The organism is Variovorax humicola, assembly GCF_037889915.1.
GTDB classification, from domain to species: Bacteria; Pseudomonadota; Gammaproteobacteria; order Burkholderiales; family Burkholderiaceae_C; genus Variovorax; species Variovorax humicola.
On sequence record NZ_JBBKZV010000001.1, the window covers coordinates 663,166 to 679,702 of the forward strand.

15 protein-coding genes are annotated in these 16,537 nt (G+C 64.9%); 8 read left to right on the forward strand and 7 right to left on the reverse strand.

Annotated features, from left to right (window positions below):
* Positions 1-15: 15 nt before the first annotated feature.
* Positions 16-1,044 carry a DUF1254 domain-containing protein gene (locus tag WKW80_RS03180; RefSeq protein WP_340362059.1) on the forward strand — a complete coding sequence of 343 codons (1,029 nt, stop codon included), beginning with the start codon at positions 16-18 and terminating at the stop codon, positions 1,042-1,044.
* A 19-nt stretch (positions 1,045-1,063) separates the two neighbouring features.
* Here WKW80_RS03180 and WKW80_RS03185 read toward each other — a convergent pair whose 3' ends face one another.
* Positions 1,064-2,104 carry an AraC family transcriptional regulator gene (locus WKW80_RS03185; RefSeq protein WP_340362060.1) on the reverse strand — a complete coding sequence of 347 codons (1,041 nt, stop codon included), beginning with the start codon at positions 2,102-2,104 and terminating at the stop codon, positions 1,064-1,066.
* Between the two features lie 153 nt (positions 2,105-2,257).
* Here WKW80_RS03185 and WKW80_RS03190 point away from each other — a divergent pair, with 153 nt between their 5' ends.
* The 4 genes from WKW80_RS03190 to WKW80_RS03205 are packed head-to-tail and all read left to right on the forward strand — an operon-like array spanning position 2,258 to position 7,656.
* Entirely contained in the window at positions 2,258-3,784 is a 1,527-nt protein-coding gene (locus tag WKW80_RS03190) for a WS/DGAT/MGAT family O-acyltransferase (RefSeq protein WP_340362061.1), read from the forward strand.
* A gap of 1 nt (position 3,785) precedes the next feature.
* Positions 3,786-5,453: an AMP-binding protein gene (locus WKW80_RS03195; protein ID WP_340362062.1), complete on the forward strand. Its 1,668-nt coding sequence runs from the start codon at positions 3,786-3,788 to the stop codon at positions 5,451-5,453.
* Between the two features lie 32 nt (positions 5,454-5,485).
* Entirely contained in the window at positions 5,486-6,883 is a 1,398-nt protein-coding gene (locus tag WKW80_RS03200; RefSeq protein ID WP_340362063.1) for a spinster family MFS transporter, read from the forward strand.
* Complete coding sequence (locus WKW80_RS03205; protein ID WP_340362064.1) at positions 6,880-7,656, forward strand: esterase/lipase family protein; 777 nt, start codon at positions 6,880-6,882, stop codon at positions 7,654-7,656. The genes WKW80_RS03200 and WKW80_RS03205 overlap by 4 nt, the downstream gene beginning before the upstream one ends.
* Positions 7,657-8,321: 665 nt before the next feature.
* Here WKW80_RS03205 and WKW80_RS03210 read toward each other — a convergent pair.
* The 5 genes from WKW80_RS03210 to WKW80_RS03230 all read right to left on the reverse strand — a co-directional run bounded on the left by WKW80_RS03210 (position 8,322) and on the right by WKW80_RS03230 (position 11,634).
* Positions 8,322-9,287 (reverse strand): DUF3987 domain-containing protein, encoded by a 966-nt coding sequence (locus tag WKW80_RS03210; RefSeq protein WP_340362065.1) that lies wholly within the window; start codon positions 9,285-9,287, stop codon positions 8,322-8,324.
* Positions 9,288-9,294: 7 nt separating this feature from the next.
* Positions 9,295-9,465: a helix-turn-helix transcriptional regulator gene (locus WKW80_RS03215; RefSeq protein ID WP_340362066.1), complete on the reverse strand. Its 171-nt coding sequence runs from the start codon at positions 9,463-9,465 to the stop codon at positions 9,295-9,297.
* Between the two features lie 208 nt (positions 9,466-9,673).
* Positions 9,674-10,372, reverse strand: a complete 699-nt coding sequence (locus tag WKW80_RS03220; protein ID WP_340362067.1) for a hypothetical protein — start codon at positions 10,370-10,372, stop codon at positions 9,674-9,676.
* A 232-nt stretch (positions 10,373-10,604) separates the two neighbouring features.
* Complete coding sequence (locus WKW80_RS03225) at positions 10,605-10,763, reverse strand: hypothetical protein (protein ID WP_340362068.1); 159 nt, start codon at positions 10,761-10,763, stop codon at positions 10,605-10,607.
* 289 nt (positions 10,764-11,052) lie between these two features.
* The gene (locus WKW80_RS03230) at positions 11,053-11,634 is read right to left on the reverse strand and encodes a DUF2889 domain-containing protein (protein ID WP_340362069.1); all 582 of its coding nucleotides are present in this window, start codon (positions 11,632-11,634) and stop codon (positions 11,053-11,055) included.
* Positions 11,635-11,817: 183 nt separating this feature from the next.
* On the opposite strand from WKW80_RS03230, the gene WKW80_RS03235 reads away from it, so the two are divergent.
* The 3 genes from WKW80_RS03235 to WKW80_RS03245 are packed head-to-tail and all read left to right on the forward strand — an operon-like array spanning position 11,818 to position 16,171.
* A complete protein-coding gene (locus WKW80_RS03235) occupies positions 11,818-13,611 on the forward strand; it encodes a long-chain-fatty-acid--CoA ligase (protein ID WP_340362070.1) in 1,794 nt (597 codons plus the stop codon).
* An 11-nt stretch (positions 13,612-13,622) separates the two neighbouring features.
* The gene (locus WKW80_RS03240) at positions 13,623-15,176 is read left to right on the forward strand and encodes a long-chain-fatty-acid--CoA ligase (protein WP_340362071.1); all 1,554 of its coding nucleotides are present in this window, start codon (positions 13,623-13,625) and stop codon (positions 15,174-15,176) included.
* A gap of 5 nt (positions 15,177-15,181) precedes the next feature.
* A complete protein-coding gene (locus WKW80_RS03245) occupies positions 15,182-16,171 on the forward strand; it encodes an NAD(P)H-dependent flavin oxidoreductase (protein WP_340362072.1) in 990 nt (329 codons plus the stop codon).
* 42 nt (positions 16,172-16,213) lie between these two features.
* On the opposite strand, the gene WKW80_RS03250 is transcribed toward WKW80_RS03245, so the two are convergent.
* Positions 16,214-16,534 carry a YnfA family protein gene (locus tag WKW80_RS03250; protein ID WP_340362073.1) on the reverse strand — a complete coding sequence of 107 codons (321 nt, stop codon included), beginning with the start codon at positions 16,532-16,534 and terminating at the stop codon, positions 16,214-16,216.
* Positions 16,535-16,537 lie beyond the last annotated feature (3 nt).

Genomic DNA, 16,537 nt, shown 5'->3' on the forward strand with positions numbered 1-16,537 from the left:
GCAAAGGAATTTCGAATGCAAGTTCAATGGAGCACGCTGGGCCTTGCAGGCCTGGCCCTGACGACGAATGTCGCCACCACCTGGGCTGCGGATGACAAGCCGGTGCCCGTCAACGCCCGCAACTTTGTGCGAGCCGAGACCGACCTGTATTTCGGCCGGACGGTCAAGCAGGGCGCGTTCGGAAAGCTCAACCACGCACGGCAACCCGCGGCCATCGACGACCAGAAAGTCGTGCGAATGAACCGCGACACCTTGTACTCCTCGGGCGTCTTCGACCTGCAGGCCGGGCCTGTCACGATCACCTTGCCCGATGCAGGCAAGCGCTACATGTCGATGCAGGTCATCTCTCAGGATCACTACACGACGGAGGTGGTCTACGCGCCGGGTCGTCACACCTACACGGCGGACAAGGTCGGCACGCGCTATGTGTTCGTCCTCATCCGCACGCTGGTGAATGCGCAGGACGCGAACGACATCGAAGCGGCGAACAAGGTGCAGGACGCCGTCGGTGTCGAGCAATCCCGCGCTGGAAGCTTCGAGGTTCCGCGCTGGGACCAGGCGACGCAGTCGAAGGCACGCGGCGCGCTCAATGTGCTGGGGTCTCTCGGCAGCGGCGAAGACAGATTCGGCTCCAAGGAGCAGGTCAATCCCATCGACCACTTGATCGGCACCGCGATTGGATGGGGCGGCAATCCCAGGACCGCCGCAGACTACGTGAGCGCGTACCCGGAACGCAACGACGGCAAGACCGCGTATCGGCTTACGATGAGGGACGTGCCCGTCGATGGCTTCTGGTCCATTTCGGTCTACAACCGCGAAGGCTATTTCGAAAAGAATGCGCTCGGCGCGTATTCGCTCAACAACCTGACCGCCAAGGCGAACGCAGACGGCTCCTTCACCGTGCAGTTTGGCAACTGCGACGCGGCAACGCCGAATTGCCTGCCGATCATGCCGGGGTGGAACTACACCGTGCGCATGTACCAGCCACGTCAGGCGATCCTCGACGGCACGTGGAAGGTTCCGCAGGCGCAACTCATGCAGTAGGAGGCTGGAGGCGTTCAGCTCAATCGACTGAGGACGCCTGCCGATAGAGGCTCGGCTGCTTGCCCGTCCAGCGCTTGAAGGCGTGCCGGAAGTTGGCTGCGTCGCTGTAGCCGAGCCGGTCCGCGATCTCCTCGTTGGACATCGGCGTTTCGCGCAAGTAGCGAATGGCCAGGTGGCGACGCACGTCGAGCAGGATCTGCTGGAACGAAGTGTGTTCCGCTTCGAGGCGGCGCCGCAGCGTGCGGTCGCTCAGTCCGAACTCGTTGGCCATGGCATCGCTGTTTGCAAATCGGCCCGGTTGTGACAGCAAGCGCTGATGGACCTTGCCGGCAAGGCCGAGCGGATTCTTCATGCTCTGCAACGCCTGCTCGCAAACTTCGCGCACCATCGCGTGCGTGATCTTGTTGGAGTAGGCCGGTTGGTGCTCCAGCCATGACACGTCGTGGATCACCTCGTTGTAGGCCTGGCCGAATCGCACCGGGACGCCGAAGACCTTCTTGTAGATCGCGACGTGGGCCGGCATAGGGTAGGCACCTCGCAACTCCCGCAATCTGAAACCGGCGCCAAAGTAGTCCTTCAGCAGCGTGTGGTTCATGCTGAACTGGAACTCCATCGAGAACCGGTACATCTCGTCCTGCACATCGACGGTGAACAAGGGTTCGATGCGCCATACGGCGGCGTCGTCCCCGATGTCGAAGGAAATCGACGTGACCGGCCCTGTGATCTGGTGATAGCGGATCGCGAAGTGGCAGGCTTCCATCGGCGTCGCACTGCTGAGCAGCGCATAACCGTACATGCCGCATGCGCTCATGTGCATGCGTTGGCCCGCGCGAAGCGCAATGTCCGGACTCTTCGCCATTCGCATCGCGTTGCGATAGACCACCTGCATCTGCCGGAACGAGAGGCGTGTGGCCGGGTCATGCAAGCGGTCTTCCGCGATGCCGCTGCCATCGAGCGCCTGTGCCGGACCAATGCCGTCTTCAGCGAGCGCATCGACCAGCGCCACCACCTTGTAGGCCGGGTAGATCGCTTCGTCGAAGCTTGGAATTGTTTGCTCCATGGCCCTCGGATTTTCGGTGATCTGCGCGCGGTCGCCTGAGAGCAATCCCTATGGCGACGTGGCCGGTGTTCACCCGCAACGCGACCGCAACGAACCTTTCCCGAAACTGCCCGCGACCGGACACTCGATGTCATCGAAGGAGACAAGATTTTCATGAAACACCTCAGCGGACTCGACGCGGGCTTCCTGCACGCGGAATCACCAGAAATGCCGATGCACGTGGGCAGCCTGCATCTGTTGGAACTTCCCGATGGCTACAAGGGCGACTTCGTCGAAGGCGTCAAGGCGCACATGGCGAATCGAATGCATCTGTGCGATGTATTCACGCGCAAGCTGGCGCTCATGCCCTTCGAACTTTCCAACCCGGTGTGGGTGGAGGACGAGGACGTCGACCTGGACTATCACGTCCGTCAAATTTCCCTGCCCCGTCCGGGCCGGATGGACCAACTTGAAAAGACGGTCGGGCGGCTGCACTCGACCCTGCTGGATCGCAGCCGTCCGCTCTGGGAGATGGTCGTCATCGAGGGGTTGCAGGGCGGGCGGGCCGCCCTTTACAGCAAGGTCCATCACGCGGGCATCGACGGCCAGGCGGGCGTGGCACTCGCCAACGCGCTGATGGACGTCACCCGGCAACCGCGCGAGGTGCGGCCGCCGCGTGCCAGGCCACAGACACAGCGATACCAACTCGGCGTCGGTGAACTCGCGGGTGCCGCGGTTACCAACACCATCGCGCAATACGTCAAGATCATCAAGACCTTTCCTGACATGGCCCAGGCCATGCGCAGCATCGTGCTGCCGCAGCCGGACGGCGCTTCGCCGTTGGGTTCGCCGAAGGACTTCAAGCTGATCGGCCCCAAGACGCCGTTCAACGTGTCGGTCACGAACCAGAGAAGCTTCGCCGCCCGATCGGTGCCGCTGACGGAAGTCAAGCAGATCGCCAAGCGCCTTGGCGTGACGCTCAATGACGTGGTGCTGTCGACGTGCTCGGGCGCGCTGCGCCGCTATCTCGCGGATGCCGGTGGCGTGCCGAAGAAATCGATGTCGGCCGCCATTCCGGTCACGCTGCGCGAGCAAGGCAACACCGCATCGAACAACCAGGTAACCATGACCCTGATGACTCTGGCCTCGGACATCAAGGATCCGCTGGAGCGCGTGCGCGTCATTCACGACTCGTCCGTCGCGACAAAGAACCTGATGGGTCATGTGAAGGCGGCCATCCCTACCGACTTTCCTTCGTTCGGCGCGCCCTGGCTGGTGTCGGGCCTCGCGTCTCTGTATGGCCGCTCGCGCCTGGCCAACGTCATTCCGCCGATTGCCAACGTCGTGGTGTCGAACGTGCCAGGGCCGCAGGTTCCCCTCTACATTGCCGGCGCCCGACTGGTGACCTACTACCCGGTCTCCATTCCCGGCCATGGGATGGCGCTGAACATGACGGTGCAGAGCTATGCCGGATCGCTGGAGTACGGCTTGATTGCGTGCCGGCGCGCGGTGCCGGACATCGGGGACCTTGGTGACCTTGTGCTCGCCGAACACCTCGAAATGCTGGCCCTGACAAAGGCCCTTCCGATTTCGTCACCGTGCGCGGTGGCTGAAGAGGCGAACGATGACCCGCTGCACAAAGGTACGGCTCAGAAGAAGAAGGCTCGGGCTGTTGCCGTTCATGCAAGCAACGAGGCATGACATGGACCGCTTCTGGACCCGAAACTATCCGCCGGGCGTTCCGGCCGAGATCGACGTCGCCGAGTACGGATCGCTGATCGCGCTGTTCGAAGAGAGCTTTGCGAAACACCACGCTGCCGACGCCTATGTCTGCCTCGGGCGTGCCATGACCTTCGGCGAGTGGGACGACTTGTCGTGCGCGCTCGCAAGCTGGTTGCAGGCGCAAGGCTTGGCGCGTGGCGAGCGTGTCGCGATCATGATGCCAAACCTCCTTCAGTATCCCGTGGCCATGGCGGCAGTGCTGCGTGCCGGCCTGGTCGTCGTCAACGTCAACCCGCTCTACACGGCGCGTGAACTGGCGCACCAACTGAAGGACTCCGGCGCCACGGCGATCGTCATTCTTGAGGACTTCGCGCCAACCCTGGCACAAGTCGTCGGTGGCACGGAGATCAAGCACATCGTGCTGTGTGCGAGCGGCGACATGCCAGGGGGCGACACCCAGGCCGAAAGAAACGGGGCAATCGCCTCGGGGCTCCATTCAGTCACGCGCTTCAACGACGCCATCGCCGCCGGGCGCGGACTGAAGCTCAAGCGCCACGACATCCGTGGCGACGACGTGGCGGTACTGCAATACACGGGCGGCACCACAGGCATCTCCAAGGGCGCGACCCTGCTGCACAAGACCATCATTGCGAACCTCCTCGCCTCCGAGGCATGGACGCTCCCGGGCATGCAGCGCAAGCCGCGCACTGGGCAATTCACCATCGTCTGCGCGCTGCCGCTTTATCACGTGTTCGCCTTCATCACGTGCGGACTGCTCGGCATGCGGCTGGGCGCGTTGAACATCCTCGTTCCGAACCCGCGCGACATCGCCGGGATGATCGCGACGTTTGCGCAGCACAAGCTTCACATGTTTCCCGCGGTGAACACCCTGTTCAACGGATTGGCCGGCAACACCGAATTCGCAAAGCTCGATTTCTCCGAACTCGCCATCTCCAATGGCGGCGGCATGAAGGTGCAGGAGTCCGTCGCCAGCAAGTGGCTGACGGTGACCGGCTGCCCGATCATCGAGGGCTACGGGTTGTCGGAAACCTCTTCCGGCGTGACATGCAATCGCGCCGACAGCCAGGAATACACCGGCACGATCGGGTTGCCCTTGCCCAACGTGGAGATCCGCATCCTGGACGATGATGGCCAGGCGCTGCCGCCGGGCCAGCCCGGGGAAATCGCCATCCGGGGTCCGCAGGTGATGGCGGGCTACTGGCGGCGCGACGACGAAACCGCCGCCGCCATGACCGCTGACGGATTCTTCAAGTCCGGCGACATCGGCATCATGGACGAGCGCGGCTACACGACGATCGTCGACCGGAAGAAGGACATGGTCCTCGTCTCCGGCTTCAACGTCTATCCCAACGAAATCGAGGAAGTCGCTTCGAAGCACCCCGACGTGCTCGAGAGCGCAGCCATTGGCGTTCCGGACGCCAACACCGGCGAGGCCGTGATGCTCTTCGTCGTTCGAAGGAATGCCGCGCTCACAGAGGCCGACTTGGCCAGGCACTGTGCCGAACAGCTCACGGGCTACAAGAAGCCCAGGCACATCCGCTTCCGCGACGAGTTGCCAAAGTCAAACGTCGGAAAGATTCTTCGACGCGCACTGCGCGAAGAAGTGCTTCGAACATTGCGCACGTGACCTGCACCCCCACCCACACAATCGAGATCAACATGACCGCAACGGCGCGAACAGGCGTGAAGTACACGCTCCTGGTCCTCTTCCTCATCAACTTCCTCAACTTCTTCGACCGCACGATTCCGGCCGTGGTGCTGGAGCCCATCCGGAAGGAATTCGGGCTCGATGACACGATGTTCGGCGTGCTGGGCACGGTGTTCACGCTCGTCTATGCGATAGCCGGCCTGCCGCTCGGTCGCCTGTCCGACCGCTTGCGCCGCACGCGCGTGCTGGCCGGTGGCGTGTTTGTCTGGAGCCTCATGACGGCGGCATCGGCGATGGCGTGGAACTTCACGTCGTTCCTGCTCGTTCGCCTCGGCGTCGGCGTGGGGGAGGCGAGTTGCGCTCCTGCCGCGAATTCGATGATCGGCGACATGTACCCGTCAAACCGGCGCGCCCGTGCGATCGGCCTGTTCATGCTGGGCCTGCCGCTGGGCAGCCTCGCATGCTTCGCCCTGGTGGGATGGATCGCACAGAACCATGGCTGGCGCGCACCCTTCTATATCGCGGCCATTCCGGGATTCATTCTTGCGCTGGTGGTGCTGGCCCTGCGTGAGCCGGTGCGCGGCGAACAAGAGACCTACAAGCTCGACGCCGCAACGCCGATCGACAGGCCCTACAGGCGCCTGGCGGCCATCCCGACCCTGTGGTGGATCATTTTGTCGGGGGCTGCATACAACTTCGCGGTGTATGCGATGAACACCTTTCTGCCAGCCCTGATGGTGCGCTATCACCATGTGGGCGTAGCGCAGGCAGGCTTGGTCTCCGCCGTCGTGCTGGGGCTCACCGGCCTGCTGGGGCTCACCCTCGGCGGCTGGATTGCGGACAAGATTCGCGCTGCCTTTCCGCGAGGCCGCCTCGTGTTCGGCGCTGTTTGCCTGTTGCTCGCTGCACCGCTCCTGTACGCGGGATTGGTGCGCTCGGCGGGGGATGTCGTCGGCGCCACGATCCTGTTGTCGGCGGGATGGCTCCTGTTCTTCATGTACTACGTCACCGTCTATCCGTCAGTGCAGGACGTGGTCGAGCCGCGCTTGCGCGCCACGGCGATGGCCGTGTACTTCTTCTTCCAGTACGTGCTGGGCGCGGGCTTCGGGTCTGTCGTGACCGGTCTGCTTTCAGATCGATATGCGACGCAGGCGATGCAGGAGGCCGGTGGCGGTGCCATCACCGAGGCTGCGCGCGCGGTCGGGTTGCAGGCATCGATGAGCATGGTGGTTCCGGTTGCGGCGTTGGTGACCGCCGTCGCCTTGTGGCTGGCCGCGCGACGCTTCCTGACGGACGCGGCGAGTGCCAACCGGTGCGTGGACCCGTTGTGTCGTGCGTCGGAGAAATTTGGCGGCGAGCGAGGCGCCGTGACCGGTAACGGCGGCACCGTTCAGGGAGAACTTCAATGAGCGAAGCGGCACAACGCATTGCGCCTCCATCGCACTTGTTGTGGCTGGCAGAGTTGCGCGGCCTGTGGGAAACGGGCGCCGGCATGGCCATGTGGCCCTTGCTGCAACTCGCGCCGCGTGGCGACGGGCACAGCGTGGTCGTCCTACCGGGGCTCATTGCAGGTGACGGCTCGACGGTGCTGCTGCGGCGCCTTCTGGCCAGCCGCGGCTATGACGCGCATGGCTGGGGCCTCGGCCGCAATCTCGGCCCGCGCGACGGCGTTGAAGAAGGAATGCGCAACCTGCTTGTCTCGCTCAACGACAAGAGCGGCAGGAAGGTCAGCCTGGTCGGTTGGAGCCTGGGCGGCGTCTATGCCCGACTTCTGGCCTCGATGCATCCCGAGCGGGTGCGCAGCGTGGTCACGCTGGGCACCCCTTTTCGAGGCAGTCCCCGCGCGACTAACGCCTGGCGCCTCTACGAGTTCCTGAGCAGGCAGAGTTCGCACGACCCGTCGCGCATGCAGCGGATCACGCCGACACCCGGGGTGCCCACGACGTCGATCTTCAGTCGCAGCGACGGGGTGGTCTCGTGGCGCTGCAGTGTCGAGAAGACGGGCCACCGGTCGGAGAACATCGAGGTGTTCGGCAGTCACGTCGGGCTTGGATTCAATCCTGCCGTCCTGTACGCCGTAGCCGATCGTTTGGCACAGGCGGAAGGCGCATGGAAGCCGTTCGAGCGTGGACATCTCGGCCCTCTGGTGTACCCGGACCCGGCACGCGACGACAGGGGCTGACGAGCCTTTCCCAGGGCGATCGCCGGCGCACGTCTCGACCTTCGACACTGGCTCGTTGACGCCTTCGCCCGCCAACATCCAAGGATGCGAGCCTGATCAGTATTGCGATGCGTTCCAACCTATTGGCTGTTGCACTGAAGGTCTGCTTCGCGAACGGAAGCGGTCCGGGCCGTTGGGACCGCGACCGGCGACAACGGACCCGTAGCTGCTGTCCGCATACGGTGCGGCCCGCGTACCTACTGTGTTCGCTGGATGCTCGACATCCCGACCTACTGTTCAGCCACTGAGAACGCCGACTGTTAACGAAGGGCCGACCGATCTCCTCGAAGGGCAAACGCTCTGCTTACCGGCGGCGCAGTAGCTGGAGGCAGCTTTCACCGAAGTGCCCAACTAATATCCAAGGCACGAGACGCGGTCCGAAACTTCGCGGCGGTGCTTAGGCTCGCACCCGGTCGAAAGGACCGCGTCCGAGGTGGCGGTGTCGACTGCGCCGTCGTTTCCCGGGCCGCCCGGGGCTTCATTGGCAAGGTCGCATTTCTCAGGCACGTCAAGTGCGCCTACTGACAAAACTGACAAAAGTGACTGGGGACGGGTTTCGTCAGTTTTGTCAGCTTGCGAGTGCACGGTCCCCAGAAGATGCTCCCGCGCGCGCCGCCCCCAGTCAATCACGCCGAGCCTTTCAAAATGTGAGGATTGACGTAGTAGCGCGTTGTTGGCCGACCGGTAGTGCCGTCCAGTTCGACACCTTGGATCCATCCATGTTCCTCCAGGCTGAAGAGCGCGCTGTCGACCTGCAGCATGGACGTGACTCCTGTCCATTGCTTGCGAAATACGTCACGCGCAGTGAAGCCGTCAAGCAGCTTTCCGTCGGCGATGCGCCGGCCAACCAAGCGGGCAGCATTGACCCTCGATACCTCCACCAACCCGTAGATGCGCCGGGCGTGTCCGGCCAGGTACTCGCACCACGCAGCCGCACGCAATGCACTACTCGCTTTCACGGGGCCGATTCCATCCTCGGCCAAGTGCAGGATCAGCGCCATCGCGCAGAACAGCTTCTCGAACTTGCCAAGGTGTTGGCGCATGAACGGGTTTTGCTCGGCGGCAATGTGCACGTTATGCAGCTCAGCGCACCACTCCACGAAGATGCCCTGGGCTTCGTCGTCGAACTGGAAGTGCGGGAGCTTGACGAAATCGTCAGCCGGCGCCGCGCCGTCTTGCACCGGATCAAAGTGCGCAAGGCGGTCAAAGAGATCGCGGACGGCCTCGCGCGCGCCCTTTACCGGATGCCTGTCGCGCCACTCCCATGCGACACTGTCCGGATACACCATCACCTGAAATCGCTGGATTCGGCCGTCGTTGCCGAGTGCCACTGACATGGCTGCAAGATAGCGTTGCAGCAACTCGGGTTGAATCCCACCGAATACGCCCAGGCAGTGGTTCTTGATGCGCAGGCTACCGCGCCCAATGCGGTCGATATTGAAGCTGCCCGTGCCGTTCCAGCCTTCGAGATAGAAGGCCTTGTCGCTTTCGTGGCCTTCCTTCTCCCACGAGGCCAGAAGGCCGGTCAGTTCGTCGCGAAACACGAGCAGGCCCTGGGGGTTGTCGACCAGCAAATCGCCCAGCTTTTCCACAGTCGAATCATTCGACTTGAAGCGGCGCGCATGCGGTTCTTCTGGTCACATCTTCGACGCGCCAGGCCGTGACTTTCTCGCTGAGTTTCTTCGGCTTGGGGAAAGTGCCATTTCCGACACGGCGCCACAGCGTTGCATCGGAAAAGGGAAGAACATCGAGAAGCTTGCTCTGGCGCACGAACCCCTCGGCTGGGAGCGCGCCATACAAGGGCTGGTTGGTTGAAGGTTTCGACATGCACAGACTCCTTTGTTGAAGGTGACAGGCAGTGCCGCGCAACCACGCGCTACATGAAGTCACCTGTTGTGGTGACTCCAGACAATATGCAGGGGCTTGGGCTTCGGGAAAAAGATTCGGAGCCGTGTTGAGCGCCGGATCTTCTTGACAGTCAGGTGGCTACTTGTGCGCGCGCATTTCGCACTTCCGACGCAAGGACTGGGTCGTTCGGCCAATTCAATACCACCGTTGCAGTGACGACAGCAGCCTCGATGATTGCCGGCGACAACTCAATGCGGTTCGCAAGCAGTAGCGAAAGGAAGCCGCGCAGGTACTGTGCCTTTGGCGCGTTCTTCCTGCTTGCGATGCCATCGCCGACAAAATCGGACTCGATGGGCGCCCACTCGGATGCAGCACGGCTCAGGCCGGCTAGGGCGCTCGCAACGTCGGGACTGACATCCCATGCGTAACGGATGGCGCCGCGAGTCGCCGCTGGTGACTCCGTGTCCTGATGCGCATCAGGGTCGACGAACTCCAGCTCGACAGCAGGGTGATCGGCCGGGGCACTTGCAGGCCGGCTATCGTCATCCTCGACACTCCCGCGGTCGCGGCCCAGCAGGATCCGCTTCAGGCCGCGCCACATGTGGAAATTCCGATGGTTCTGGTCATGGTCGGCTCGTTCAATCAGCGCCTCCAGGCTGACGAACTCGGGTGGCAAGTATTGCCCTACTTCTGGCGCTATCTGGTGCAGGAGCTCGGCGAGCTGGAAAGCCGCTTTACCCACCTTTCCGACCAGGGTCTTGGCCGCTTTGATATTGGTGCGAACAGTCTGGTAGTTTCGATGAGCGACCCAGCCGGCGCCAATGAACACGTCGATGTCCGCGGTGTGAGAGCGGGCGCCGCCAACAGCAAATCGTAGGCCGCCTTCATTCGCGGATCGCAACCGAGGCGCTCCAGGCATTCAATTTCCGCCGCGATGGCCGGTCGATTTCCGGGTTCCGCTTTGGCCAGTGACGCCCGCATGCCCATCGGCTCGGTTTCGTTGCCGTCGAGACGGCTGACGATGCTCTCGCGCACGGTCTGCGGCGTGCAGGCGAGGAATTTCATGCGGCTGCTCGCAGCGCAATCACATTGCCTTGCCGCCAAGGTTCACCGGCTTCGCATGCGGTCAGAAATTCCGCCCAGGTCTCAAGGGCCGCGCGGCGTTCGCCCAAGTACTCATGCTGGTCGTAAACGCCCAGGAAGCCGCCGAGCGCGTGCATCTTGTTGATTTTTCTGACTGCGTACTTGGAGGCAGGCGATGGGGCGGAGAGACTTCCTGAGTGTTGGAGTGCGCATTGCCTATTTTGCGACTGACGCCGCCGAGAGACCGATCTCCCGTGAAATCCTGGCCTGTGCAAGGCGCAAAAGCGCGTTTTGGCGAATTCCTCGACGCCTGCCTGGCGGACCGGTCCGCAGATCGTGACCAGGCGCGGTGCCGAGGCGGCTGTGCTTGTGCCAGTTGGCGAATGGGGTCGGCTGCATGGCGCCGAGACCCGGCGAAATGATCGCTTACGTTTCAGCGCGCTGCATCCGCCGATGGAGCGGCCAGATCGCCTTCAGCGCCTCGCCATCGCTGCGATAGGCCTGGCAGGTGTCTGCCAGTGCGGGCTTGGGAAGCAGACCCGGCGCGGCGTGCAGGGTGCGCAGGTTGTTCGTCTCGCGGCGCATCGCGAACAGCGCCTGCATGGCCGTCGTGGCCAAGGGGCCGAGCAACTCGGTCAGGTGCGTGCAGCCCTTGTTCCCGCCGACGAGCGCGCGGACCTTCTTCGTGAAGCCCGGGCCGATCTTCAACCCAGCCAGCGCACTGTACGAAGGGTTGCTGGCCGCGCACCATGGCGTCGGCGCGGCCTCGGTATGCACCTCCAGGTTCTGGATGACCAGCTCGTCGTCCACCGTCATCACGACGCGCATGCGGTGCAGGTCTTCGCCCGCGCCCAGCGGCTTGAAGAACAGGTCGCTCCCCCGGGGCGAGATGTCCCGCATCGTGCCTTCGACGTCGATCAACCCGTCGTCGCGGAGGAAGCCCTCGCAGACGATCTGGCGCGTGTGGAGCAGGCGGCGGCCGGGGCGGGAAGGGGTGTGGGAATCCATGCTTCGTGTTCCTTGGAGTGCCGATCGATGGTGGGCAAGCGGGGCGCCATCCGCACTACCCAGGGCGGGTGGTTGCAGCCTTTGATCCGCCGCGCGGCGCCACCCGATCGGGGTGGCCGATGCGCTGTGGCGCGCTGGTCTACTCGTTCCGGATCAAGAGACAAACCCCACCCGGACAGCACCATGCACGTACCCAGCGCAACTCCGACAGCGAGCCACCCCTGCCCGACGCCTGGCGATGTGATCGAGCGCCCGACCGGTGCGCTCGCCATCGACGCGGCGCGGGCGCGCTGCGGGCTGCCGCGCGTGGCCCACATTCCCGAGACCAGCCTGTTCCGCAACCTCGAAACGTCGGCGCAGCGCTACCCGGCCAAGACCGCGATCCACTTCCAGGGCAGCGCGGTCAGCTACAGCCGGCTGCTCGGCGAGGTCGAGGCCATGGCCGGCTACCTGCAGCGCGAATGCAACGTGGTGCCGGGCGACCGCGTGATCGTGTTCAGCCAGAACTGCCCGCAGTTCATCGCGGCCTACTTTGCGATTCTGCGGGCCGATGCGGTCTTCGTGCCGGTCAACGCGATGCTGCTGCGCGACGAGCTCGAGCACATCGTCAACGACAGCGGCGCCGTTGCAGCCTTCGTTGCCAGCGAACTGCTCGACCGCATCGCACCGCTGGTCGGCACGACCCCGCTGCGAAAGCTCGTCGTGCATGCCTATGGCGACGCGCTGGGCCCGGAGGGTGTGAAGGGCGTCGAGGACGAGGGCCTGCCGGCGCCCGACTGGCTGCGCACGCAAATGGCGGACGTTCGGCTACCCGACGCCGCCATCGCCTGGAACGCCGCCCTGGCGCAAGCCTGCGTGCCCGAACCGCACCGCGCCGGTCCGGATGACCTGAGCATGCTGCCCTACACCTCGGGCACCACGGGCAAGCCCAAGGCCTGCATGCATACGCACCGCACTGTGATGACGTCGTGCGTCGGTTCATCGCTATGGCGACGCACCAACCCGTCGTCGGTTTACCTGGCGGTGGCCCCGCTGTTCCACTTGCTGGGGCTGCAGAACAACGTCAACTCGGCGATCTTCTGGGGCGGCACCATCGTGCTGATGCCGCGCTGGGACCGCGAGGCCGCCGCGACCTTGATCGAGCGCCATCGCGTGACTTTCTGGGCAGCGCTGCCGGCGATGCTGGTCGACTTCTTCGCGCAACCCGGCATCGAGCATCGCGACCTCAGCAGCCTGTCGATCGTGACCGGCGGCGGCGCGGCCACGCCGCAGCACGTCAACGACATCCTCAAGTCGCGCTACGGCCTGGACTACGTCGAAGGCTACGGCCTGACCGAGAGCGCCAACTTCCTGTGCGCCAATCCCCTCTACAAGCCGAAGAAGGGTTGCCTCGGTCTGCCGACCTTCGGGGTCGACCTGCGCATCATCGACCCCGATTCGCTGCGGCCGGTGGCGCCGGGCGAGGCCGGGGAGATCGTCGTGCACGCAGCGCAGATCATGCTGGGCTACTGGAACCATCCGCGCGCCAATGCGGAGAGCTTCATCGCCATCGACGGCAAGCGCTTCTTTCGCACCGGCGACATCGCGAGCATGGATGAAGAAGGCTACGTCTTCATGCGCGATCGCCTGAAGCGGATGATCAACGCGTCGGGCTTCAAGGTCTGGCCGGCCGAGGTCGAAGCCGCGTTGCACGAGCATCCATCGATCCTCGAGGCTTGCGTGATCGCGGCGCCCGACACGCGACGCGGCGAGACGGTCAAGGCCGTCGTCACGCTGCGCCGCGGCAGCACCGAGGACAGCGCCAGCCTGCTGGCCTGGTGCCGCGAACACATGGCGACCTACAAGGCGCCGCGCATCGTGCAGATCGTCAGCGCACTGCCGAAGAACGCCACCGGAAAGATCGCCTGGCGCGAACTGCAGGAGCAGGAAGCGCTCGCCGGATCCGCCGCACCGCAGAAGACGGCAGCCACCCACTGAAAGCGCCCATCATGTCCATGACGCTCGCGCTGCAGCGCTCGATCCAGGCCACGCCCGATGCCGTGGCCACCGTCTTCCACGGCCGGCGCCGGACGTTCAGGGAGTTCGGCGACCGCGTCGCGCGCCTGGCCGGTGCGTTGCAATCGATCGGCATGGCGCCCGGCGACCGCGTCGGCATGCTGGGCGTGAACTCCGACCACTGGCTCGAATACATGATGGGCGTGTGGTGGGGCGGCGGCGTGCTCAACCCGGTCAACACGCGCTGGAGCGTGCCCGAGATCGTCTATTCGCTCGACGACAGCGACACCAGCATCCTGATCGTCGACGACCATTTCCTGCATCGCGTCGAAGGCATCCGCGCTTCGGCGAAGCGCGTGCCTGTCTTCATCTACGCCGGCGCCGGCGAGGCACCCCGGGACATGGTGTCCTTCGAAGCGCTGATCGCGGCCGCGACACCCGTCGAGGACGCGGACCGCGCCGGGACCGACCTGGCCTGCATCCTCTACACCGGCGGCACGACCGGATTCCCCAAGGGCGTGGTGCACAGCCACTGGACGCTGTGGTCCATCGGCATCCAGCGCCTCGCGCAAACGCCGATGCAGGGAGACGGCGTGGCGCTGCACGTGGCGCCGCTGTTCCACATGGGGGGCATCGGGCGCGCGCTGGTGCAGTTCATCGCCGGCGAGACGCACGTGCTGGCCGCGACTTTCGATGCACGCGAGGTGCTGCAGACCATCGAGCGCGAAGGCGTGACCGACCTGCTGCTGGTGCCCACCATGCTGCAGGCGCTCATCACGCATCCCGAGTTCGACTGCTTCGACCTGGGCAGCCTGAAGCGCATGGTCTACGGTGCATCGCCGATTGCCGAATCGGTACTCGAGCGCGCAATGGCCGCGCTGCCCGGCGTGGCATTCACGCATTCATATGGCATGACCGAATGCGGCGGCGCGACCTCGAACCCGCCCGAGAACCATGGCGCCGAAGGCCGAGCGTCGGGCCTGTCGCGCTCGGCCGGGCGGGCCACCTTTGGCGTCGTGGTCAAGGTGGTCGACGCGAACGGCCAGGAGGTTCCGCGCGGCGAGGTCGGCGAACTCATCGTGCGCGGGCCCAACGTGATGCTGGGCTACTGGAACAAGCCCGAGGAAACGGCGCGCGCATTGCGGGACGGCTGGCTCCATACCGGCGACGGCGCGCGCATGGACGCAGGGGGCCACGTCTTCATCGTCGACCGCCTCAAGGACATGATCGTGAGCGGCGGCGAGAACGTGTACTCGGCCGAGGTCGAGAACGTCATTGCCAGGCATCCGGCCGTGCAGGCCTGCGCCGTCATCGCGGTGCCGCATGCGCAATGGGGCGAGGCGGTGCATGCGGTGGTGGTGCGCAAGCCCGGCGCGCAGCTCGACGATGCGGGCCTGCACGACCACTGCCGCAGTTTCATCGCCGGCTATAAGTGCCCGAAGAGCATCGAGTTCCGCGAGGCCCTGCCGCTGTCGGCGGCGGGCAAGGTGCTCAAGCGCGAACTGCGCGAGCCGCACTGGGCGGGGCAGTCGCGCCAGGTGAGTTGAAGGGCATGGCCTTTCGGACGCGCATCACCGATCTGTTCGGCATCCGGCATCCGATCCTGCTCGGGGGCATGCACCACCTGGGCCAGTCGGGCATCGTCGCAGCCGTCGTCAATGCCGGTGCGATGGGGTTCATCACCGCGCGGTCGTTCGAGTCGCTCGAGGACTTGCGCGCAGACCTGCGGCGCTGCCGCGAGCTGACGCAGGGCAAGGCCTTCGGCGTCAACCTGACGCTCTCGCGCCGGCCGGGCGCGAACCGGCACGTGCCGGGCTGGATCGAGGTTGCGCTCGAGGAAGGCGTACGCCATTTCGAGAGTGCCGGCGACTCGCCCGAGCGGCTGGTCGAAGCGATCCATCGCGGCGGAGGCTTGCTCGTGCACAAGTGCCCCAGCGTGCGCCACGCGCAAAGCGCGGCGCGGCTCGGCGTCGACGCCATCGCGCTGGTGGGCTGCGAGGAGGGCGGCCATCCGGGCGCGAACCCGCTGTCGGCCTTCGTCAACGGCGCCTTCGCGCTCGAACAGATCGGCCTGCCGCTGGTGCTCGGCGGCGGCATCGGCAGCGGGCGACAGATCGCGGCGGCATTGGCCCTGGGCGCGGACGGCGTCGTGATGGGCAGCCGCTTCATGGTGGCCCGCGAGGTCCGCGCACACGATGCGTTGAAGCAACGCATCGTGGATGCCGACCAGTACTGTTCGACGGCCATCCTGGGTTCGCTCGGCGACACCTGGCGCGTGCTGCACAACGACGCGGCGCGCGAGGTACATCGGCTGGAAGCGGGCGGGGCGCGAAGCCATGCCGAGTTCGGCGACCTGATCCTGTCGTCGCGTACGCGGCAGCGGGTGTACGAGGAGGGCGATGTGGATGGCGGTATCGTGTCGCTCGGGCCGGCGGGTGGGTTTGCGGATGAGATCGAGCCGGCGGCGCGGATCGTCGAAAAGCTCGTGCGTGATGCGGCGCTTGCAGCCAGCGCGTTCGCGGGCGTGATGGTGGCGCAGTAAAGCGCGCCGCAGCTCACGTGAGGCGGCTGGCTGCCTGAGTCCTCAGCGTGCCGGCTGGAACATGATGATGCCCATGCCAAGCAACGCCACCGCCACACCCGCAAGGTCCCAAGCTGTCGGCCGGACCTGGTCGACGGCCCACAGCCATATCAGCGCGACCGCGATGTAGACGCCGCCGTAGGCCGCATAGACGCGCCCGGCCGCCGTCCCGTGCAGCGTGAGCAGCCAGGCGAACAATGCAAGGCTCGCGGCGGCTGGCAGCAGGAGCCAGGCCGGCTTGCCCTGTTTGAGCCACAGCCAGGGCAGGTAGCAACCCACGATCTCGGCGAGCGCGGTGGCGATGAACTGCAGCAGGGTCTTCATGCC